17 protein-coding genes are annotated in these 20,847 nt (G+C 72.7%); 6 read left to right on the forward strand and 11 right to left on the reverse strand.

Annotated features, from left to right (window positions below; genetic code table 11):
- The first annotated feature begins 88 nt into the window (after positions 1–88).
- The gene (locus tag ACWDEN_RS28895; protein ID WP_450860653.1) at positions 89–571 is read left to right on the forward strand and encodes a single-stranded DNA-binding protein; all 483 of its coding nucleotides are present in this window, start codon (positions 89–91) and stop codon (positions 569–571) included.
- A gap of 273 nt (positions 572–844) precedes the next feature.
- Entirely contained in the window at positions 845–2,287 is a 1,443-nt protein-coding gene (locus ACWDEN_RS28900) for a Cys-Gln thioester bond-forming surface protein (protein WP_351609383.1), read from the forward strand.
- A gap of 23 nt (positions 2,288–2,310) precedes the next feature.
- On the opposite strand, the gene ACWDEN_RS28905 is transcribed toward ACWDEN_RS28900, so the two are convergent.
- Complete coding sequence (locus ACWDEN_RS28905; RefSeq protein WP_351609385.1) at positions 2,311–2,859, reverse strand: carbonic anhydrase; 549 nt, start codon at positions 2,857–2,859, stop codon at positions 2,311–2,313.
- A gap of 680 nt (positions 2,860–3,539) precedes the next feature.
- Here ACWDEN_RS28905 and ettA point away from each other — a divergent pair.
- From ettA to ACWDEN_RS28920, 3 genes are read left to right on the forward strand one after another with little or no spacing between them, the layout of a single operon-like run.
- Positions 3,540–5,204 (forward strand): energy-dependent translational throttle protein EttA, encoded by a 1,665-nt coding sequence (gene ettA, locus ACWDEN_RS28910; RefSeq protein WP_351609387.1) that lies wholly within the window; start codon positions 3,540–3,542, stop codon positions 5,202–5,204.
- 6 nt (positions 5,205–5,210) lie between these two features.
- Complete coding sequence (locus tag ACWDEN_RS28915) at positions 5,211–5,651, forward strand: acyl-CoA thioesterase (RefSeq protein ID WP_351609390.1); 441 nt, start codon at positions 5,211–5,213, stop codon at positions 5,649–5,651.
- Positions 5,648–6,325, forward strand: a complete 678-nt coding sequence (locus ACWDEN_RS28920; protein ID WP_450860656.1) for a hypothetical protein — start codon at positions 5,648–5,650, stop codon at positions 6,323–6,325. Before ACWDEN_RS28915 ends, ACWDEN_RS28920 begins: the two co-directional genes overlap by 4 nt.
- A 41-nt stretch (positions 6,326–6,366) precedes the next feature.
- Here the strand turns inward: ACWDEN_RS28920 and ACWDEN_RS28925 are convergent, their stop codons facing one another.
- On the reverse strand, positions 6,367–6,771 hold the full coding sequence (locus ACWDEN_RS28925) for a globin (protein ID WP_351609396.1): 405 nt from the start codon (positions 6,769–6,771) through the stop codon (positions 6,367–6,369).
- Positions 6,772–6,880: 109 nt separating this feature from the next.
- Here ACWDEN_RS28925 and ACWDEN_RS28930 point away from each other — a divergent pair, with 109 nt between their 5' ends.
- Positions 6,881–7,858 carry a methyltransferase domain-containing protein gene (locus ACWDEN_RS28930; protein WP_351609399.1) on the forward strand — a complete coding sequence of 326 codons (978 nt, stop codon included), beginning with the start codon at positions 6,881–6,883 and terminating at the stop codon, positions 7,856–7,858.
- A 16-nt stretch (positions 7,859–7,874) separates the two neighbouring features.
- Here ACWDEN_RS28930 and ACWDEN_RS28935 read toward each other — a convergent pair whose 3' ends face one another.
- From ACWDEN_RS28935 to ACWDEN_RS28975, 9 genes are all read right to left on the reverse strand, one after another.
- A complete protein-coding gene (locus tag ACWDEN_RS28935) occupies positions 7,875–9,374 on the reverse strand; it encodes an FHA domain-containing protein (protein ID WP_450860658.1) in 1,500 nt (499 codons plus the stop codon).
- 35 nt (positions 9,375–9,409) lie between these two features.
- Positions 9,410–10,750, reverse strand: a complete 1,341-nt coding sequence (locus ACWDEN_RS28940) for a vWA domain-containing protein (protein WP_351609404.1) — start codon at positions 10,748–10,750, stop codon at positions 9,410–9,412.
- A gap of 80 nt (positions 10,751–10,830) precedes the next feature.
- Positions 10,831–12,180 carry a PP2C family serine/threonine-protein phosphatase gene (locus ACWDEN_RS28945; protein WP_351609407.1) on the reverse strand — a complete coding sequence of 450 codons (1,350 nt, stop codon included), beginning with the start codon at positions 12,178–12,180 and terminating at the stop codon, positions 10,831–10,833.
- A 3-nt stretch (positions 12,181–12,183) separates the two neighbouring features.
- The gene (locus ACWDEN_RS28950) at positions 12,184–14,646 is read right to left on the reverse strand and encodes a tetratricopeptide repeat protein (protein WP_450860661.1); all 2,463 of its coding nucleotides are present in this window, start codon (positions 14,644–14,646) and stop codon (positions 12,184–12,186) included.
- Positions 14,643–15,917 carry a coiled-coil domain-containing protein gene (locus ACWDEN_RS28955; protein WP_351609413.1) on the reverse strand — a complete coding sequence of 425 codons (1,275 nt, stop codon included), beginning with the start codon at positions 15,915–15,917 and terminating at the stop codon, positions 14,643–14,645. Before ACWDEN_RS28955 ends, ACWDEN_RS28950 begins: the two co-directional genes overlap by 4 nt.
- A gap of 42 nt (positions 15,918–15,959) precedes the next feature.
- Entirely contained in the window at positions 15,960–16,994 is a 1,035-nt protein-coding gene (locus ACWDEN_RS28960) for a glutamate ABC transporter substrate-binding protein (RefSeq protein ID WP_351609498.1), read from the reverse strand.
- 14 nt (positions 16,995–17,008) lie between these two features.
- Entirely contained in the window at positions 17,009–18,445 is a 1,437-nt protein-coding gene (locus tag ACWDEN_RS28965) for a hypothetical protein (protein WP_450860663.1), read from the reverse strand.
- Positions 18,446–18,614: 169 nt separating this feature from the next.
- Complete coding sequence (locus tag ACWDEN_RS28970) at positions 18,615–19,586, reverse strand: N-acetylglucosamine kinase (RefSeq protein WP_450860665.1); 972 nt, start codon at positions 19,584–19,586, stop codon at positions 18,615–18,617.
- Positions 19,577–20,842: a 6-phospho-beta-glucosidase gene (locus tag ACWDEN_RS28975; RefSeq protein ID WP_450860667.1), complete on the reverse strand. Its 1,266-nt coding sequence runs from the start codon at positions 20,840–20,842 to the stop codon at positions 19,577–19,579. The genes ACWDEN_RS28970 and ACWDEN_RS28975 overlap by 10 nt, the downstream gene beginning before the upstream one ends.
- Positions 20,843–20,847: the final 5 nt, after the last annotated feature.

Genomic DNA, 20,847 nt, shown 5'->3' on the forward strand with positions numbered 1-20,847 from the left:
CACACACGACAGACACGGCCGTACGGGAGGGGCCCGTGCGCGTGTTCGCCCGGCCGGAAGGGGCCGGGCGGGGGAGGGGAGAGAGACCATGAACGAGACCATCGTGTGCGTGGTGGGCAACGTGGCGACCCAGCCGGTGTACCGGGAGTCGGCGGCGGGTCCGTCGGCCCGGTTCCGGCTGGCGGTGACCGCGCGCTACTGGGACCGGGAGAAGAACGCCTGGACGGACGGGCACACCAACTTCTTCACCGTCTGGGCCAACCGTCAGCTCGCGGTGAACGTGGCCGCGTGTGTGGAGGTGGGCCAGCCGGTCGTCGTACAGGGCCGGCTGAAGGTGCGCACGGAGGTGCGCGACGGGCAGCAGCAGTGGGCCTCCGCCGACATCGACGCCGTGGCGATCGGCCACGACCTCTCACGCGGTACGGCCGCCTTCCAGCGCTCGGCCAAACCGGAGGCACCGCCGACGGCGACCCGGCCGGAACCGAACTGGGAAACACCGCGTCCCACCGACACCCCGGACGAGGGCAGCGACACGCCTCAACTGGCGGCGGAACCAGTAGCGGTGACATGACATCAGCATCCGGTTCCGCAACGGCGCGGCGGCGTCGGCCGGTGCCCGTCCGGTTGCCCAACACCCCGTACGAACCGGTTGATTTGTCGATATGCCCAGCTCATGGACGGTCCCGGCGATAACGATTACGGATCGGATCGCCCATCGGATCATCCGACCGGCAGGAGAGGCTCCGGCTGATCCATAGGATGCCGGGCGTGCCCCCAGGGGCCGCCGATTCTGCTGGTGGGACCGTCCCCCACGTCCAACGGGTCCTGCTCGAAGGGGAATTCTGTGCTTGCTGCGTTCTGTGGGTTCCGCCGTTCCACCGGAGCGGCCCGCCTGTCCGCCGCCACGACGGTGACCGGCCTGGTGGCCGCCGGTGTGCTGTCCGGCGCCGGTGCGGCCGTGGCCGACGGGACCGACGGGATACCGCAGACCCAGGGCGGGGCGACGGCCACGATCGACGGCCTGAAGACCTACGGCGAGGCAGTGATCCACGAGGACGGCGGCGACCAGCGCGTGGAGGCGGGCCTGTTCGAGATGTCCGTCGACGGCGGCGGCACCCTCCAGACGTACTGCGTCGACCTCCACAACCCCACCCAGCGCGACGCCCCCTACCAGGAGACGCCCTGGAGCGGCACCTCGCTGGGCGGCAACAAGGACGCCGGCCGGATCCGCTGGATCCTGCAGAACTCCTATCCCCAGGTCAACGACCTCGCCGCGCTCGCCCGCCGGGCCGGCGCCGGCACCCTGACCGAGCAGGACGCGGCGGCCGGCACCCAGGTGGCCATCTGGCGCTACTCCGACCACGCGAAGGTCGACGCCGTCGACCCGCAGGCCGAGAAGCTCGCCGCCTATCTGCAGAAGAGCGCCCGCGACCTGGGTGAACCGCAGGCCTCGCTGACCCTGGACCCGCCGGCGGTCTCCGGCCGGCCGGGGGAGCTGCTGGGCCCGGTGACCGTGCACACCAACGCGGACACGGTCTCGGTGAGTCCGCCGCCGGACGCGGCCACCAGCGGGGTACGGATCACCGACAGGACCGGCAAGGCGATCACGTCCGCGCAGGACGGCACCCGGCTGTACTTCGCCGTTCCGGAGGAGGGATCCGGGGGCCCCTCCCACGCTTTCGGCAGTGGGGGAGGAACGGCGCAGCTGACCGTGCAGGCGTCGACCACGGTGCCGGTGGGCCGCGCGTTTGCCTCCGACAGCCGCAGCCAGACCCAGATCCTGGCCGGCTCCAGCGAGTCCACGGTCTCCGCGACCGCGACCGCCACCTGGGCTGCCGAGGGCGCCATACCGGCGGTGTCGGCCCGCAGGAACTGCGCCAAGGGCAGCCTGGACATCTTCGCGGCCAACAAGGGCGACAAGCCCTTCACCTTCGAGCTGATGGGCGCCGAGCACACCATCCCCGCGGGCACCTCCCGCACGGTGACCGTCCCGCTCCAGGAGGACCAGGCCTACGACTTCACGATCACCGGACCCCACGGCTTCAGCCACCGCTTCACCGGCGTCCTCGACTGCAGGACCCAGGGCGCGATCACCACGGAGTCGGCCCGGATCCACAACGAACCCAGCCCCGCCTCGGTCGGCGGCACCACCGCCCCTGGCACCAACCTCGCCGCGACCGGCGGCTCCGCGATCACCCCGCTGATCGCGGGCGTGGCCATCGGCTTCGTGGTGATCGGCGGTGCGGTCCTGGTCCTCCTGCGCAAGCGCGAACAGGCCGACGGCTGAAAGCCCGGTTCACCGTCGGCCGGTCAGGAAGGCGCGCCCGCCAGGACGTCCACCTTCCCGGTGTCGAGGGAGTAGTAGGCGCCGACCACGGCGAGGCTGCCCCTTCTCACGAGTGGGGCCAGGTCCTGGTTGGAGCGCAGGTCGGCCGCGGTCAGCTTGGCCTGCGCGCGGGCCATGGTCTCGACCGGGTCGGCACCGCCCTCCTTGGCCGCCTGTTCGTACGCCGGACGCAGGGCCTTGGCGATCGCATCGAGGTTGCCGGGCAGCGGCTCGCCGCCTTGGAGAGACTTGTACGCCGCCTCGACGGCTCCGCACCGCTGATGCCCGAGGACCACGATGAGCGGAGTGCCACTCGTCATGGGCCCGTACTCCACGGAACCCGTGACCACCGGCCCGACCGCCTCTCCTCCTGTGCGCATCACGTACAGGTCGCCCAGCCCGGTGTCGAAGAGAAGTTCCGGCGGCACCCGGGAGTCGATGCAGGAAAGGACCGCCCCGAACGGCTTCTGCCCCTGGGCTACGAACTGGCGCCGGTTCGGATCCCGGTCGGGGTGTCGAAGGTCTCCGCTCACCCACCGCTTGTTGCCATCCATCAGCCTCGCGAATGCCGCGGCGGGCGTTGTCGGGCTCGCTTCCGGTGAAGCACTGGCGGCCAACGGGATGGCACTCGTCGACGAGCACCCCGCAAGCGCGGCCGTGGAGACTGCGAGTCCTCCAGCCAGCAGGGACCTGCGATTCGGGTGTTCCGCTGCGGCCATCGGTCGTTCCCCTCACTCCGCCCGGACGCGTACGTACGCCATGCCCAGGCGATTGTTCTGCGCGGCGCGGAAGCCGGACCGCAGGCACGAGCAGGCGAAGGCCGCTTTCCCGCGGTCGGCCCACAGCGTCCGTCCCGGCGGCCGCGTGAACGGCTTCTGTGTCAGGCCGACGGCGGACACCGGCACCGCACGGCAGGCTCAAAGCCCGCGGGAGAGATCTCGGACCGGCACACCGAGGTGCGCCGGCATCGTCCTGCGAGTGGCGGGCGGCTGACGAGTGATCGCCGCTGGGCCGTCCCTGAGCCGTGCAAGCCTGCCCGAGCCGGCCGACATCGGCCGACATCGGCCGACGGTGACGGACGAGCGCAGCCCGTAGCAGCGAAACCCCCAGGTCAGCGCCCCTCGACCCAACGGGTTTCCGCCCAGGGGTGGCCGTACGGCAAGATGGGGTGTATCTGCCCACTGCCAGATTTCAAGCTGCCGGACGGTTTCTCTTGGCTGAGTTCATTTACACCATGCGCAAGGCGCGCAAAGCGCACGGCGACAAGGTGATCCTCGACGACGTCACCCTGAGCTTCCTGCCGGGAGCGAAGATCGGTGTCGTCGGCCCGAACGGTGCCGGTAAGTCGACCGTGCTGAAGATCATGGCGGGGCTCGAGCAGCCGTCGAACGGCGATGCGTTCCTCTCCCCGGGCTACAGCGTCGGCATCCTGCTGCAGGAGCCCCCGCTGAACGAGGAGAAGACCGTCCTGGAGAACGTCCAGGAGGGTGTCGCCGAGATCAAGGGCAAGCTCGACCGGTTCAACGAGATCGCCGAGCTGATGGCGACCGACTACTCCGACGCGCTGCTCGACGAGATGGGCAAGCTCCAGGAGGAGCTGGACCACGCCAACGCGTGGGACCTGGACGCCCAGCTCGAGCAGGCCATGGACGCCCTCGGCTGCCCGCCCGGCGACTGGCCCGTCACCAACCTCTCCGGTGGTGAGAAGCGCCGCGTCGCGCTCTGCAAGCTGCTGCTGGAGGCCCCCGACCTGCTGCTGCTCGACGAGCCCACCAACCACCTGGACGCCGAGTCCGTGAACTGGCTGGAGCAGCACCTGGCCAAGTACGCGGGCACCGTCGTCGCCATCACCCACGACCGGTACTTCCTGGACAACGTGGCCGAGTGGATTCTCGAGCTCGACCGCGGCCGCGCCTACCCCTACCAGGGCAACTACTCCACCTACCTGGAGACCAAGGCCTCCCGCCTCAAGGTCGAGGGCCAGAAGGACGCCAAGCGGCAGAAGCGGCTCAAGGAAGAGCTGGAGTGGGTGCGGTCGAACGCCAAGGGGCGGCAGGCCAAGTCCAAGGCGCGTCTCGCCCGGTACGAGGAGATGGCCGCCGAGGCCGAGAAGATGCGGAAGCTGGACTTCGAGGAGATCCAGATCCCGCCGGGTCCGCGCCTGGGCAACGTCGTCGTCGAGGTCGACAAGCTCAACAAGGCCTTCGGCGAGAAGGTCCTCGTCGACGGCCTCAGCTTCACGCTGCCGCGCAACGGCATCGTGGGCGTCATCGGTCCGAACGGCGCGGGCAAGACCACGCTGTTCAAGATGATCCAGGGCCTGGAGACGCCGGACTCCGGCGACATCAAGGTCGGCGAGACCGTCAAGATCTCCTACGTCGACCAGGGCCGCTCCAACCTCGACCCGAAGAAGACGCTGTGGGAGGTCGTGTCCGACGGGCTCGACTACATCAACGTCGGCCAGGTCGAGATGCCGAGCCGGGCGTACGTGTCCGCCTTCGGCTTCAAGGGCCCGGACCAGCAGAAGCCGACCGGCGTCCTCTCCGGCGGTGAGCGCAACCGCCTCAACCTGGCGCTCACCCTCAAGCAGGGCGGCAACCTGCTGCTCCTCGACGAGCCCACCAACGACCTCGACGTCGAGACCCTCTCCAGCCTGGAGAACGCGCTGCTGGACTTCCCCGGCTGCGCCGTGGTCGTCTCCCACGACCGGTGGTTCCTCGACCGCGTCGCCACGCACATCCTCGCCTACGAGGGCGAGTCGAAGTGGTTCTGGTTCGAGGGCAACTTCGAGTCCTACGAGAAGAACAAGATCGAGCGGCTGGGCCCGGACGCCGCGCGTCCGCACCGCGCCACCTACAAGAAGCTGACCCGGGGCTGATCGGTCTTGCGCCACATCTATCGCTGCCCGCTGCGCTGGTCGGACATGGACGCGTACGGACATGTCAACAACGCGATCTTCCTCCGCTATCTGGAGGAGGCTCGCATCGACTTCCTGTCCCTGCGCGGCAAGGAGTCCAAGCAGGGGTCCGTGGTGGCGCGCCATGAGATCGACTACAAGCGCCAGCTCGTCCACCGGCCCACGCCCGTGGACATCGAGCTGTGGGTCACCCAGGTCAGGGCCGCGTCCTTCACCGTCACCTACGAGGTGAAGGACGCGGACGTGATCTACGTCCGGGCCTCCACCGTGGTCGTCCCGTTCGACTTCGAGACGCAGCGGCCACGCCGGCTCACCGCCGAGGAGCGGGAGTTCCTCCAGCGGTACACCGACGACGCGGACGACACCGACGCAGCGGACGACGCCGGCGAGGAGGCCGTCGCCGCATGACCGTGCTGCACCTGGCCGACGAGACGGAGGCGGCCGATCTCGCCGCCTTCCTCTCCCGGCTGCTCCACTACGACCGTGGAGCCGCGGTGCGTCTGCAGGCGGCCGGCACGGCGCTCGCCGTCTTCGGCCGGCCGCCGTCGTTCGAGGTGCTGGCCGTCCGCGCGGTACGGCTGGCGAAGCCCTACGAGAAGGGCCTCGAGGTCACCCTCGACGTGACCGTCTCCGCCGGTGAGTTCCTGGAGTCGGTGGACGAACGGGCGGCCACCGCCACCGTGCCGGCCGCGGTCACCGGTCCGCCGTGGGCCGGTGTGCTGCCGCCGCGCGGCGGCTGGCAGCCCGAGCCGGGGCTGCCCGCGCCGGACGCGCTGCGGGCGACCGTCACCGCGGCGGTCACCGAGTTCCGGTCCCGTACGCAGGAGCTGGCGCCGGACGGCCGTACCCGCGCGGAGCTGGACCGGATCGGGCGGGACATCTGGTCCCGGGAGATCGGGCGGACCGGGCTTCCGGTGCGGGCGGTGCACGCGGCCCAGTCCCTGGGCTTCCTGCGGCCGGGCACCGAACCGGCCGACACCGCGCTGTTCTCCTCGGGGGCGTGGCTCAGGCTGCGCACCCCGTACGGCTCCGTCGCCGTACGGCGGACGGGCCTCGGCCCGCTGGGCGTCAGCGTGCGCTGAGCCCAGGTGGCTCCTTCCGGCTCATCCCGTTCCGCTGTTCGTCACTCCGGGGTGTTGATCATCGACGCGGCGGCGTACGTCAGGTAGTTCCACAGCGTCGTCTCGTGCTCCTCGGACAGCCCGAGTTCCTCGACGGCGACCCGCATGTGCCGCAGCCAGGCGTCGTGCGCCGCCCGGTCCACCGTGAACGGGGCGTGCCGCATGCGCAGCCGGGGGTGGCCGCGGTTCTCGCTGTAGGTGGTGGGGCCGCCCCAGTACTGCATCAGGAACAGGGCCAGCCGCTCCTCGGCCGGGCCCAGGTCCTCCTCCGGGTACATCGCCCGCAGCTCCGGGTCCCCGGCCACTCCCTCGTAGAAACGGTGGACCAGCCGGCGGAAGGTCTCCTCCCCGCCGACCTGCTCGTAGAAGGTCTGCTCCTGCAGCGTGCCGCGCCGAATCTCATTCACCCGTCCATGGTCTCAGACCGGGTGACCCAGGACTCAAGGCCTAGGACCCGCGGTCCGGCTCCGCCCGGCTCGGGCCTGTCGGGGAGCCGCTCGCCCCTACTGTGGACCCATGGGTGCCTACGACGCCGAGATCGACCGCCTGGCCGCCGCCGCGCGGGACGCGCTGGTGCGGGAGATCGACGCCGAGGGAGCCTGGGCCGGGGACCCGGTGTGGCGGGAGGCGTTCGCGGCGGTGCCCCGGCACCTGTTCGTGCCGTACTACTACGTCGCCGGACCGCGCGGCTACGAGCGCCGCTGGGGCGAGAGTCCCGACCGGGAGGCCCGCGAGCGCTGGGTGCGCGGCGTCTACGAGGACGTTCCGCTGGCCACCCGGCTGCGCGACGGCGAGCTGGTCTCCTCCAGCAGTCAACCCTCCCTGATGGCGCGGATGCTGGCCGCGCTGGAGGTCGAGGACGCAGACCGGGTCCTGGAGGTGGGCGCCGGCACCGGCTACAACGCGGCGCTGCTCGCCCACCGGCTCGGCGACGGCGACCTCGTCACCACCGTCGATCTGGAACCGGAGATCACCGAGTCGGCCCGCCGGCACCTGGAAGCGGCCGGATACCGCCCGGCCGTCGTCACCGGCGACGGCGCGCGCGGTGTGCCCGAACGCGCCCCGTTCGACCGGATCATCGCCACCTGTGAGCTGCCCACGGTCCCGCGTGCCTGGCTCGCCCAGTGCCGCGCCGGCGCCCGCATCCTGACGCCGCTGGCCACCGGCCTGCTCGCGCTGACGGTGCGCGACGCGGCCCACGGCGAGGGCCGTTTCCTGTCCACGCCCGCCTACTTCGTGCCGCTGCGCGGTGAGGGCAGGCCGGATCCGGAGGGCGTGTCGCTCGCCGGGCTGCCGGGCCGGGCCCGCGAGCAGGAGACGCTCCGCTTCCTGCTCGGGCTGACCCGGGGCATCCTCGATCCGCAGGAGGCCTGCGCGCTGTGGGAGCGCGAGGGCATGCCGGAGCGCGAACGGTATGGCGTCACGGTCGACGGCGAGCACGCCTGGGCGTGGCTGGACGAGCCGAAGGGGCCGTACGCCTGGCCCCTCCGGTGACCGTCCCCGGTGCCGCTCAGGCCCGGCGGATGGTGATCGTCGTCCAGGCGCCCACGTGCACCCGGTCGCCGTCCTGCAGCGGAACCGGCACGAACGGCTGGATCGGTTCCTCGGACATGTTGACCGTGGTGCCGTTGGTCGAGTTCTGGTCGACGACCGCCCAGCTGCCGTCCGGCTGCTGTACCAGCACCGCGTGCTGGTGCGAGACGCCCGGGTCCTCCGGTGGCACCGCCAGGTCGATGTCGGGGGTGTCGCCGGTGGAGTGCCGGCGGCGGCCGATGGTGACCTGGTTGCCGCTGAGCGTGCGCTGCTGCTCGGGCGAGTACGCGGGCAGGTTCAGGCCCGCGGCCTCGGGACCCGAGCGCTGCATCATCGCCATGAAGTAGTCGCGGTCCGGGCCGATGGTCGCCGTCCAGGTGGCCCGCTGCGGCGGCACCGGCGGGTAGCCGTAACCGCCACCGGTCTGTCCGCCCTGCGGGCCGGAGGCCGACGGCGGGGAGATCACCCAGTCGTCGTCACCGCCGAAGGAGGGGCCGGGCGGCGGGGGACCGGCCGGCAGCCCGGTGCCGCCGGGCGGACCGCCGACCGGGGGCCGGCCGGTCTCCCGCGGGAACGCGGGCGGCGCGGGCGGTCCGGACTGCTGGTACGCCTGCGGGGCACCGCCGGGCCCGGCACCGGGACCGGCGGGCGGGGTCGGACCGGGCGGCGGCGGTACCGGACGCGAGGGGTCGCCGCCGAAGCCGGAGGGACCGCCCTGGGGCGGGCCGGGGGGAGTGGGGCCGCCGGGACCCGAGGGCTCACGGCCGAAGGGGCCCCCGGGACCGGAGGGCTCACGGCCGAAAGGACCGCCGGCGCCCTGGCCCTGAGGCTGCCCGGGGCCACCGCCGAAGCCGGAGGGGCCGCCGGGGCCGCCGGGACCCTGGCCCTGACCGCCGCTGAAACCGGACGGACCGCCCGAACCCGGGCCGCCACCGAAGGCACCCGGACCGCCCGGACCGCCAGGTCCGCCCGGGCCGGGCGCGGTCGGCGGTCCCGACGGGCCGCGCTCGCCGGCGAACGGCGTCGGGCCCGAGGGCTCGCTGCCGAAGGACGGGATCGGCTCGGCGGGCCGGTTCATCTGCGAGGGCCGCGAGCCCTGGTACTCGTACCCGTCATTGCCGCCGTACGTCGCGCTCGGCGGCTGGAACCGCGGCTGCGGCGGGCGCGGCGAGGCCGGGGTGTACGAGGTGGCCGTGTTGGTCAGGAAGTTCCACCGGCACTCCTCGCAGAAGGGCGCGCCGCCCTCGCGGGGCGTGCGGCACTGCGGGCACAGCTCCGGCTCCGAGGCCGACGCGGCCGGCGGGCGTGTGCCGGCCTGGGTGCCGGGGCCGTTCGGGCCGCCGGGCGGCGGGAAGCCGTAACCGCCCGCGGGCGGGGGCGGCGGCGGGGGCGGAGGTACGGCACCGGCCATGCGGTGACCGCACACCTCGCACCAGTCGTCGGAACCCGACTGGTGTCCGTTCGGGCAGGTCGGCATGTCGGCGCTTCCCCTTCTCCGGATGTTCTACTGGGTCACTTCTTTACACGAACAGTCTTTGTGGACCGGGTCTCCAGAGTCATCTCATCCGCCTCTGCGACCTTCGTCTTCAACCGCACAGTACCTGTCGCGGCATCGACCACGTCCACCACCTTCGCAAGCAGTTTCGCAGTATCGGCGTTCCCGGAGGCGTTGGCGAGCTGAACGGCACGCCCCAGTTTGGCCGTTGCACCATCGAAATCGCCCGCTTTGCGGAGATCGAGGCCCTGCCTGATGGCTTGTGCCAGTTCGGCCTGCCCGGTGTAGTGGGCGACTTGGGGGTTGATCGAGGTGGAGGCCACCATGTCGTCGGTCCACACCGCCCGTACGAGGCCCTGCGCGCCGAGGTTCTGTACCGATCCGTCCGGTTGCGGCACCACCAGCGAGACGCGCGCGGCGAGCATCTCCTGGCCGAGGCCGGCGGCCGGGACCTGGACGCACAGGTGGTAGTCGCGGGACTCGTCGCCCCAGGAGCCGGTCGGGTAGTCCCCGGCGCGCGGCCCGGCCTCGGTGCGGCGGGCGGTCAAGTCCTCGACGGTGGGCGCGACTTGCTTGACGAACCGGATGGCCGTGCCGACCGGCGTCCACACCCGCAGGGAGACGTCGGCGACCTCCTTGCCCATCGCCGTCTCCATCATCTGTGTGAAGTCGGCGGCGAGCCCGGCCGGGTCGGCGACGATGTCGGCGGTGCCGAGCAGCGCGGAGGCGATCCCTGTGACTTCTTTCACTTCCCAGTCGGTGCCCACGCCCCGCGCGTCACAGGTGAACCGTCCGGCACACGCATCCAGCGCCGCCCTCAGATCCTCCGGCGACTCGTGTTCGTTGCGGCCGTCGGTGAGCAGGATGCCGTGCCGGATGGTGACGTCCGCCGAGTTCAGCAGCCGGTCGGCGAGCCGCAGCCAGGTGCCGATGGCCGTGCCGCCGCCCGCGCTGAGCCGTCGCAGCGCCTGCTTGGCCTGTTCACGGGTGGCGGCGTCGGCGACCGCGAGCCGCCCGCCGCCCGGATAGACCTCCTTGGCCACGTGCGTGCCGCCGATCACCGCGAAGTGCGTGCCGTCGCGCAGGGTGTCGATCGCGGCGGCCGTGGCGTCCCGGGCGTTGCGCATCTTGGTCGGCGGGTAGTCCATCGAACCGGAGCAGTCGACCATGAGCGCCACGGCGGCCGACGGGCCCTGGCCGCGCGGGTACAGCGGTGCCACGGCGCTGCCGACCGTGCCGCCGCCGGTCGAGGTCACCGTGACGATCGCGTTGACCTCGCGCCCGCCCTCCGGCAGGTACTCGTTCTGATAGACGTCCATCGAGAACTGCGGCACATGCGACTTCGCGAAATTGGCCATGCGTACTCAAATCCCCCTTGACCGCCCTGCCGATGCAGGACGATGGCTGTGAACGGGCCGGTCCCCTCCGACCCGCGGCCTCAGGCCGATCCTGCCCCCTGCGGCGGCACCGGGAACGGCACGACGGCCACTGTTACGTTGTCGTGGCCCCCGCCGTCCAGGGCGTGGCCGACCAACACCCGGGCGCTGTGCAGCGGGCGCTCGGCCGCGTCCGCCGGCACGACCTCGGACATCTCCTCGGCCGACTCGGCGTAGTTCCACAGGCCGTCGGTGCACACCACCACGACTCCGGGCCGGTCCGGCTTGAAGGACGCGGTGTGCGGCTCCAGTTCGTAGGCGTCCGCGCCGAGCCAGCCGGTGATCGCGTGGGCGCGCTCGTCGGCGTACGCCTCGGCCTCGCTCATCAGGCCGGCGGCGACCATCTGCGCGGCCCAGGAGTCGTCCTCGGTGAGCCGGGCCGCCGGCGCGCTGCGGTCGTCCGGCACCCAGTAGACGCGGCTGTCGCCGACCCAGCCGACGACCAGCAGACCGGAGGCGACGACCGCGCCGACGATCGTGCACGCCGGGGCGTTCTGGTGCGGGGCGTGCTCGCGGGCCGTGGCGGGTTCCTCGGCGAGCGCGTTGACGGCCTGCGCGGCGGCGACGATCGCCTCGTGCATGGCCGTCTGCGGATGCGTGCCGCGCGGCAGGGCGGCCAGCAGCGTGTCACCGGCCGCCTGGGAGGCGGCGGTCGACGCGTCGTCGGGGCGGGTCGCGGAGGACACGCCGTCGCAGACGATCGCGAGGGCGGCCGGGGTGCCGTCGGGCAGCGCGGTGTGGCCGACGGTGAAGGCGTCCTCGTTGCGGTGGTGGCGCAGACCCCGGTCGCTCACGGCGGCCACCGGGCCCGACTCCCGCTCCATGTGGTCGCGTTCGCGGGGCTGGGCGTGCCCGCAGTTCTCGCAGTAGCCGTCGCTGTCCACCCGGCCGGCCCGGCAGGCCACGCACACCTGCGCGGGCTCCTCCGGCCCGGCCGTGTTCCCGGGACTCTCGGCCACTCGCGGGTCCGGCGCCTGCAACGGGTACTCGTCGAGCTCCGCGGGCCGGTCGAAGCGCACCCCGGAACCGGCTGGCTGCGGCCCGGACCCGTGGCCGTGCGGGTCCGGGCCGGCCCCGTGTTCGGGCAGGGGTGACCCGCCGGAGTCGGTGCCGGGCAGGTCGGCCGGCAGATGGGGCGCCTGCGGGCTGTTGGAGCCGTCCGGCTCGGGGGCGGGCCAGTCCACGCCGTCCCCCGGGGAACCGGTCATGGTGAGCGTCGGATGGTCCTGCGGCGGCGCGGGTACGACGGAGAGGTCGTACCCGCACGCTCCGCAGAACAGGTCACCCGGCTCGACGGGCTCCGCGCAGCTCGGGCACTTCGGCAGTGCGGCCTGCTGGGGCATCTGCGACATCAACTACACCCACGTCCGGGGGCGGTAACGGTTGGCCCGTTCCACCAGTTCGATCCTCTCCTCGCCGCCGGGCGCCAGCCGGGCCAGCGTGCGGTAGGCACGCTCCAGGCCGAAGCGGAGGCCCCGCTCGTCCAGACCGCTGCCCAGCAGCACCCGTCCGCCGGCGGCGGGCGGGGTGCCCTGGCCACCGGAGAGTATCCAGTCCAGCGCCGAGCCGAGGACTTCCGCCGACAACTGCTCGCGCCGCGCCGGGTCCAGACCGTACGCGTCCAGCGCCTCGACCTGCCCGGCGGCGGCCGTCAGGTCGTCCAGGAACGGTACGTCACCGGCGGTGGCGGTGCGCTGTCTGAGCCGCGCCCGGACGGCGGCGACCCGGGCGGCCGTGTAGTGGATGGAGGACTCCGGCACCGACTCCAGGGTCCGCACGGCACCGTGCCGGTTGCCGGCCGCGAGCTGCACCCGGGCGAGCCCGAAGGCGGCGCTCACAAAACTCGGGTCGGTCGCCCACACCAGGTGGTAGTACTCGGCCGCGTTGTCCAGCTGGCCCAGCACCTCCGCGCACAGGCCGAGCGCCAGCTTGGGCGCGGCCTCGCCGGGGAAGGCGTCGTAGATCGCGTCGAAGGAGAGCGCGGCGCCCTCGAAGTCGCCGGTGACCAGGGCGGCCACGCCCCGGTACCACACCACCCGCCAGTCGTCGGGCCGCTCCTCCTCCAGCTTGGCCAGGCTCATCAGCGCGGCCTGGTGGTCACCGCTCTCCAGCCGGGCACGGACCTGCCGGAGCCGGGTCTCCACGGTCTGCGCCGGCGCCGCGTCCAGGGCCGCGATCAGCTCGGCCGGCGCGGAGGTCATCAGACCCGCCAGGAAGCCCGCGTTGGGGTCACCCGGGTCGACGAGCGGGACCGGCAGGGCGAGCGCGGTGGCGGGGGTGTCGACGGGCCTGACGAGGGCGGCCGGGAGCGCGGCCGGGACGGGTGACGGGGCCTTGGCCGGGGGCCGCGCCCCCAGCCGGGACACATCCCCGTCCAGCCGGGGGAACAACTCCCGGTCGATGACCCTCACTTCGGGCCCGAACAGCGTCGACAGCGCGGGCCGCGCCTGCCCGGTCTGCAGGGAGACGACCTCGCGCAGCACGCCGGTCAGCTGTTCGGCCATCTCCTGCGCGGAGGCGAACCGGCGGGCCGGGTCGGGGTCGGTGGCACGGACCAGGAGCCGGTAGAAGGACTCGTAGCGGCGGAAGACGTCGATGGTGTCCGGGTCGGGCAGGGAGTCCGCGTAGACGTTCGTGTAGCCCTGGAAGTCGAACGTCAGCACCGCGAGCGTACGACCCACCGTGTACAGGTCGCTCGCCACCGACGGGCCCGCCTCGGCGACCTCGGGCGCCTGGTAGCCGACCGTGCCGTAGATCGCCGACTCGTCGTCGTCCATGCGACGCACGGCGCCCATGTCGATGAGCTTGAGCTGGTCCTCGGTCTGGATGGCGTTGTCGACCTTGAAGTCGCAGTAGAGGAGGTTACGGCTGTGCAGGTGGCCGAGGGCCTCCAGCGCCTCGATGCCGTACGCGCACGCCTGCTCCACCGGCAGCGGGTCCCGGCGGCCCTGCGGTGTGCGGCGGGCGTTGGCGATCTCCTTCAGGGACTTGCCGCCGACGTACTCCATGACGATGTAGCCGTCGAGGGAGCCGGTGCGCTGGTCCAGGTGCTCCACGAAGTTGTAGATCCGCACGATGTTGGCGTGCTCGATCTCCGCGAGGAAGCGCCGCTCGGAGATCGCGGCGGCCATCGCGTCCTGGTCACCGGTGTCCAGCAGGCCCTTGAGCACCACCCACCGGTCGGAGACGGCCCGGTCCACGGCGAGGTAGATCCAGCCGAGCCCGCCGTGCGCGAGGCAGCCCACCACCTCGTACTGGCCGTGCACGATGTCCCCGGCCTTCAGCTTGGGCACGAAGGAGTACGGGTGCCCGCACTTGGTGCAGAAACCCTCCGTGCGCCCCGGCCGCTCCCCCCGGGCCCGGCCCACCGGCACCCCGCAGTCCGAGCGCGAGCAGAACCGCTTGCGCTCCGGCACCTCCGGGTTGTCCAGCACCATCGCGCGCGGGTCGGGCCGCGGCACCTGCGGCACATGAACCAGACCGGCGCCGAGCCGCCCGCGGGTCGACGTCCCGGACGAGGAACCCGAGCTGCGCACCGACACCGAACGCCCGCTGGAGCGGCCCGACAGGGACCGCGAGAGCCGCCCGGACACCGAGCGGCGCGACTTCGACGACTGCGAGGACGTACGGGAACTGCTGCGCGAACTGCCGCTGTCCGCCGCACCCCTGGTCACCCCGGTCGCCGGCGAACCGACCATGCCGCTCGCCGAGACCACCGGTGCCAGGCCGCAGGTGTCGCAGTACAGCTCGCCGCGGCCCACGTCCTCGTACGACCCCTCGCAGCCCGGCCGCTGACAGGTCTGCCCCGGCTGGCTCATGACTGGTCCCCCTTACGGTCCTCGGGCGCGCCCGCGCCGCCGAGCAGTTCGGCCGCCAGCTGCTGGTAGCGCAGCACGGCCTGTTCGGCCACCCGCAGGTCGCAGGGCGCGCTCCACAGCATGCGCCGGGCCGCGTCGTACCGCTCGACCAGGAACGGGTCCTCCGCGAGCCCGTGCCGGGCCACCTTGGCCTTGTAGGCGTCGAGCCGGCCGCGCAGCTCGGCGCGGACCGCGAGCGGCGCGGTGACGGCGGTCAACGACTCACGGGCGCGCAGCAGTTCGTCCTCGGCCTTCTGCTCCAGGGACTCCAGGAGCGGGGAGAGCCGGTGCCACTGGGCCTGCCTGCGGTACTCGGCCGCCGTCGCCAGCTGCTCCTGGAGCACGGTCGGCGGGCCGCTGACCACCGGCACCTCGGTCGCCGCGATCTTCGCCAGCACCTCGCCGCGCGCGGTGCGGGCCTCGGCGAGCGTGCGGTCGGCGCGCGAGAGCACGTCCCGCAGCCGGATCAGCCGCGCCTCCGCGTCCTGCCGGACCGTCAGCACGGCGTCGATCTCCCGGCGCACGTCCTCCAGGGCGCGCGCCTCGCGGTCGTACACCGTGGTGTCCGGACGGCCGCCGCCCGGCGCCGAACTGCCCTCGGCCGGCACCCAGAAGGCGAGCGGGTCGGAGACGACGTCCTCGCGCAGCTTGGTGAGCGTGCGGGTGATCCGCTCCAGGTCGTCACCGGCCGGGTGCTCGCCGGGGCGTACGCCGACGGAGTGCGCGAGCTTGCGGGTGCGCTGGAGTTCCGCGGCGAGTAAATCGATCCTGGCGGGCAGCGCCGACCACACCGCGTCGGCGGCGACGACCAGGTCCAGGCTCGTCGCGTAGAGCTCGTTCATCCGGTCCACCAGGCCGGAAAGCGAGAAGGACTCGCTGAGCGTGCCGTTGCCGGCCACGGTGACGGCCTCGCCGCGCAGCAGATCGGTCAGCTCCACCAGGTCCTCGCGGCTGGACCAGCGGCGCCGGGAGCGGATCTCGCGGGCGGAGCGCAGCGCGTCGGCGTAGGCGTCGAAATACCCCCACAGCAGGGTGATCCGCGCCTCCGTGGCCTGCCAGCGTTCCCTGGTGACGCCGGTCAGTTCGGCGCCTTCGAGGAGTCTGCGGCCCGCGTGGTCCTGCAGTGCCAGCAGCGAGGTCTCGATCGCCTCGTGCTCCTGGCCGAGCCGCGCCAGCGCACGGTCCACCTCGTCCCGGTCCATCACCGGCCCGGCGGGGTCCGTGACGCCCATCGATCACCTCTCGCTGCTTTAAGGTTTCCGGTCGGATGTGGCTCAGCTCGTGCGCAGATACTGCGGTGCGGGCGGCTTGGACGCGCTCGAGTCCTTCCCCAGTGTCGCCGACAGCCACTTGTCGTACGACACCTGCCAGCCGCCGGCGCGGTAGTCCACCAGGATGCGATTGACCCGGCGTACCAGATCGGAGGCGTCCCTCTTCATCGCCACGCCGTAGTACTCGGTGGTGAACGCCCCGCCCTTGAGTTCGACGGTCGGGTCCTGCGCGGCCTGGCTGGCGGCGAGCGCGCCGTCGGTCACCACCGCGTCCGCCTCGCCGAGTTGCAGCCTGACCAGGCAGTCGAGCTGGTTCGGCACGGTGGTGGAGATGTCCGTGGAGGCGGGCAGGGTGCCGTCCTTCTTGTCGGCGTCCAGTTTGGTGTACGCCGTCGAACCGGCCGCCGTACAGATCCTCTTGTGCGCCAGGGTGCTGTTGTAGCCCGTGACGGACGACGACTTGGGCGCGAGGACCTGCTGTCCGGTCTTGAAGTAGGGGGCGGAGAACGCCACCTGGGACAGCCGGTCGCAGGTGATGGTCATGGTCCGCACGACCATGTCCACCCGCCCGTCCTGTATCGCGGAGATCCGCTGGCTGGTCGGGATCGCCTTGAACTGCACCGCTTCCGGGTCGCCGAGGATGTCCTGCGCGATCCGGTGCACCAGGTCGATGTCGAAGCCCTCCAGCTCCGCGCCCTGGGTGTTGGGGTTGCGGTAGCCCCAGTGGTAGCTGTTCTGGTCCACGCCGACGATCAGCTTGCGCTTGGCGCCCGTACGGGCCTTGATCGCGTCGATCGTCGGGCCGTCCGCGCCGGACGGCGACAGGGTCTGGTTCTGCGCCCCGGAGGGCGTGCAGTCCGTGGCGCGGGCCTGCACACCGTTGGCGACGGCCTGACCGGTCCGCGCCGGGCGGTGCGGCAGGGGCTGCTGGGTGCACGGCAGCAGCAGGACGAACGCCAGTGCCAGCGCGCACAGCACCGCCATCGCGCCGACCCCGCCCCAGCCCCGCAGGGAGGCCCGTACACGCGCCGCGTACATCGTCATGCCCCCTGTCACCGGTACTCCGAAAGCCTGCGGCCGATGCCGAACAGCGCGCCGGCCGCGCCGAGCGCCGCGAGCACGGCCGCGCCGGCCGGCAGCCCGGCCATGGCGTCCCGGCCGTCGCCGGCGGCCCGCTGGAACTCGGCCTGCTCGTGGTCGATGGCCCGGGCGAGATTGGTGTCGACGCCGTCGAAGCACTCGCCGGTGGCGCCCTTGGCGCCGATCACCTCGTCCAGCGCCTGCTGGTAGTTGCCGTCCTCGTCCTCGGTGCGGGCGGCGGTGTGGCGCTGCTTCCACACCGCCATGTTGCCCTCGGCCGCCTTCACCGGAGTGCTGCCGCCCTGGTCGTCGGCGAGCTTCGCCGCCCGGGCCAGGCTCGTGCCGAGGTTGGTCATGTCCTTGTCGAAGTCGTAGTAGTACGCGTCGTACGTCTGCCCGTCGACCGTGACGGTCTCCGCGCCGCGCGCCACCAGGCTCAGGTTCTCGTTGCCGCGTGCCTTCAGGGAGGCGATCCGGGCGTCGTGCAGGACGGTCAGCGAGCGGATGCCGTGGTCGTAGGAGCCGTTCAGCTCCGAGCGGGCCACCGCGTGCCCGACGACCAGCCACAGCAGGGCGACGGTCGTGGCGGCGGAGGCGGCGATCAGGCCGTGGTTGAGGACGCGGTTGGTGCGCCGGTAGGTGCGGTTCTGGGCCCAGCCGAGCGCGGCGAGCGCGAGCACGCCGAGCGCGATGGCGACCCACGGATACGGCGTCGCGTCGCCGTAGTCGGCGTCGAGCCGCTGGTTCTCCTTGGTGTAGAGATCCTCCGCCGCCGGGAGCATCTCCTTCTGCATCTTCTCGTTGGCGTACCGCAGATACGCGCCGCCGACCGGGTAGCCCTGCCGGTTGTAGGTCCGCGCCCGCTCGATGAGCCCCTTGTACTCGGGCAGCAGCGTGTTCAGCCTGGCGACGGTCGTCTCGGAGGCGGAGCCCGGCTCGGCGTTCGCGGCGGCCGTCACCAGGCCCGCGGCGGCGGTACGGATGTCCTTCTCGTACCGGTCGCGGGAGACGGCCGTCTCCTGACCGCCGGCCAGGAAACCGCTGGAGGCGGCGGTGTTGGCATCGGCCAGCGACCGGTAGATGTCCGCCGCGCCGGAACTCAGCGGCTGGCTGCGGTGCAGCACGTCGTCGGCGGCGGCCCCCCGCTCACTGGCCTGCCAGGCCGCGGCCGCGCCGAACGCCACGACCAGCAGTGCCAGTACGGCCCCGATGATCCGCAGCCGCCCCGGCTCGGTGGTCGCCGCGTCCCGCAGCCGGTCGACGCCCTCGGCGAACGCGCTCCGCCGGGCGGACGGCGCGGGGGAGCCGGCGGGTGCCGGGCGGACGGGCTGCGCGGGGATGCCGGGGGCTCCGGGCAGGCCGGATCCCGCCACCGGTGGCGCTGCCGTGCTCTTCGGCGGGTGTGTCACTCGACCTCCCCCATGGTCATCCGTTCGCCGCCAAGTATCGCCGCCCGGACCGACATCCGCACCGGCCTTCACTGGATCTTGATCGGATCGCAGCGTGCGCTGCTCATGAATACGCCGGGAGCATCTGTTCGGTTCCCCCGGGGAGGGCGACGGGGAGGTGGGGCAGCGGCTACCCCTCCCAGTGCTTCCGCGCCCGCTCCCGCGCCTGCGGGGCCGCCCCCAGGCGGTCCAGTCCCAGCAGGGCCGCGCCCAGGACCGGGCTCGCCGTGACCACGCGGACGTCGGCCTTGGGGGTGCGCGCGGTCAGCAGGTCGCGGATGCCGTCGTCGAGCAGGGCGTGCCCGGCGGTCAGGACGCTGCCGCCCAGCAGCACCGGCGTCTCCTCGTCGAGCAGGTCCAGGCGGGTCAGCGCCACCGTGGCCATCACCGCCACCTCCGCCGCGAGCCGGGCGACGATCGAGCGGGCCACCGCATCGCCGTCGGCGGCCGTCGCGAAGAGCACCGGGGTCAGCTCGTGCCGGCGGTCGTGGCCGACGTGCTCCAGGTGCAGCGCCTCGATCAGCGCGTACATCGTCGGCAGCCCGAAGTGGCCGGGCAGGGTGCGGGCCAGGGCCGTCGGCTCGCCCCGGCCGTCCTCCGCGCGGGCCGCGAACCACAGCGCCTCCTCCGCCAGGCCCCAGCCCCCGCCCCAGTCACCGGAGATCCGGCCGATGGCCGGGAAGCGCGCGGTACGGCCGTCGGGGCGCATGCCGACGCAGTTGATGCCCGCCCCGCACACCACGGCCACCCCGCGGGGCTCGGCGACGCCCGCGCGCAGGATCGCGAAGGTGTCGTTGCGCACCTGCACCGACGCGCCCCAGCCGCGCGCCTGGAGCGCCGTCGCCAACTGCTCCTCCTCGACGGGCAGATCGGCGTTGGCGAGGCACGCCGAGACATGCGCGACGGACGTGAGGCCCGCGTCCGCGAAGGCGCGTCCCACCAGTTCGGCCAGCGCGTCCACCGCCGCCCTCACCCCCACCGCGGGCGGGCGGAAACCGCCGCCACGGGCCGTGGCCAGCACCTCCCCGGCGGCGGTGACCACGGCCACGTCGGTCTTGCTGTTCCCCGCGTCGATGGCGAGGACGGTCTGGGTCAGGCCCACGCGAGGTGCTCCCGGTTGTGTGCGATCAGCTGGTCGGTGAGGGCGTCGGCGTACGCGTGCTGACCGATCAACGGATGGGCGAGCAGGGCGCGGAAGACGCGGTCACGGCCGCCGCGCAGCGCCGCCTCCAGGGCAAGGTCCTCGTACGCCGTCACGTTCGCGATCAGACCGGTGAACAGGGGAGCCGGCTCCGGCACCGGCAGCGGGACCGGGCCGGCCGGGCCGACCGCGGCCTGCACCTCGATCACCGCGTCGTCGGGGAGGAACGGCAGGGTGCCCCGGTTGAACGCGTTCACCACCTGGTACGGGCTGCCTCCCCCGCCCAGCAGCGCCGCCGCCAGGTCCACGGCCGCCTCCGAGTAGTAGGCGCCGCCGCGCCGGGCGAGCAGCGCCGGCTTCTCGTCCAGGGCCGGATCGCCGTACATCTGAAGCAACTCCCGCTCCATGGCCGCCACTTCCGCGGCCCGGGACGGCTTGGTGCGCAGTTCGCGTACGACCTCGTCGTGGGCGTAGTAGTAGCGCAGGTAGTAGGAGGGGACCACGCCCAGGCGGTCCAGGAGGGGGCGCGGCAGGTGCAGGTCGTCGGCGATCGCGTCACCGTGCTCGGCCAGGAGCTTGGGCAGGACGTTCTCGCCCTCCGGGCCGCCCAGCCGTACTCCGGTCTCCCAGGTGAGGTGGTTGAGGCCCACGTGCGCCAGATGCACGTCGGCCGGCGCCACGCCGAGCAGGTTCGCGAACTTCCGCTGGAAGCCGATCGCCACGTTGCACAGGCCGACCGCCCGGTGCCCGGCCCGGAGCAGGGCGCGGGTGACGATGCCGACCGGGTTGGTGAAGTCGATGATCCACGCGCGCGGGTTGGCACGGCGGACCCGTTCGGCGATGCCGAGGACCACCGGGACCGTGCGCAGCGCCTTGGCCAGGCCGCCCGCGCCGGTGGTCTCCTGGCCGACGCAGCCGCACTCCAGCGGCCAGGTCTCGTCCTGCTCGCGGGCCGCCTGTCCGCCGACGCGCAGCTGGAGCAGCACGGCGTCGGCGCCGTCCACGCCCGCGTCCAGGTCGGCGGTGGTCACGATCCGGCCGGGGTGGCCCTGCCTGGCGAAGATCCGCCGGGCCAGCCCGCCCACCAGCTCCAGCCGCTCGGCGGCCGGGTCCACGAGGACGAGTTCCTCGATGGGCAGGGTGTCCCTGAGACGTGCGAAGCCGTCGATGAGTTCGGGGGTGTAGGTCGAGCCTCCGCCGACCACGGTGAGTTTCATGTCGT

It is taken from the genome of Streptomyces sp. NPDC001153 (assembly GCF_053598315.1).

Excerpts from the sequence above, each read along its gene's own strand:
- ACWDEN_RS28940 (WP_351609404.1), bottom strand. The coding sequence starts at position 10,750 with ATGGCCAATTTCGCGAAGTCGCATGTGCCGCAGTTCTCGATGGACGTC.
- ACWDEN_RS28895 (WP_450860653.1), top strand. The coding sequence starts at position 89 with ATGAACGAGACCATCGTGTGCGTGGTGGGCAACGTGGCGACCCAGCCG.
- ACWDEN_RS28935 (WP_450860658.1), bottom strand. The coding sequence starts at position 9,374 with ATGCCGACCTGCCCGAACGGACACCAGTCGGGTTCCGACGACTGGTGC.
- ACWDEN_RS28975 (WP_450860667.1), bottom strand. The coding sequence starts at position 20,842 with ATGAAACTCACCGTGGTCGGCGGAGGCTCGACCTACACCCCCGAACTC.
- ACWDEN_RS28960 (WP_351609498.1), bottom strand. The coding sequence starts at position 16,994 with ATGTACGCGGCGCGTGTACGGGCCTCCCTGCGGGGCTGGGGCGGGGTC.
- ACWDEN_RS28955 (WP_351609413.1), bottom strand. The coding sequence starts at position 15,917 with ATGGGCGTCACGGACCCCGCCGGGCCGGTGATGGACCGGGACGAGGTG.
- ACWDEN_RS28930 (WP_351609399.1), top strand. The coding sequence starts at position 6,881 with ATGGGTGCCTACGACGCCGAGATCGACCGCCTGGCCGCCGCCGCGCGG.
- ACWDEN_RS28945 (WP_351609407.1), bottom strand. The coding sequence starts at position 12,180 with ATGTCGCAGATGCCCCAGCAGGCCGCACTGCCGAAGTGCCCGAGCTGC.
- ACWDEN_RS28950 (WP_450860661.1), bottom strand. The coding sequence starts at position 14,646 with ATGAGCCAGCCGGGGCAGACCTGTCAGCGGCCGGGCTGCGAGGGGTCG.
- ACWDEN_RS28920 (WP_450860656.1), top strand. The coding sequence starts at position 5,648 with ATGACCGTGCTGCACCTGGCCGACGAGACGGAGGCGGCCGATCTCGCC.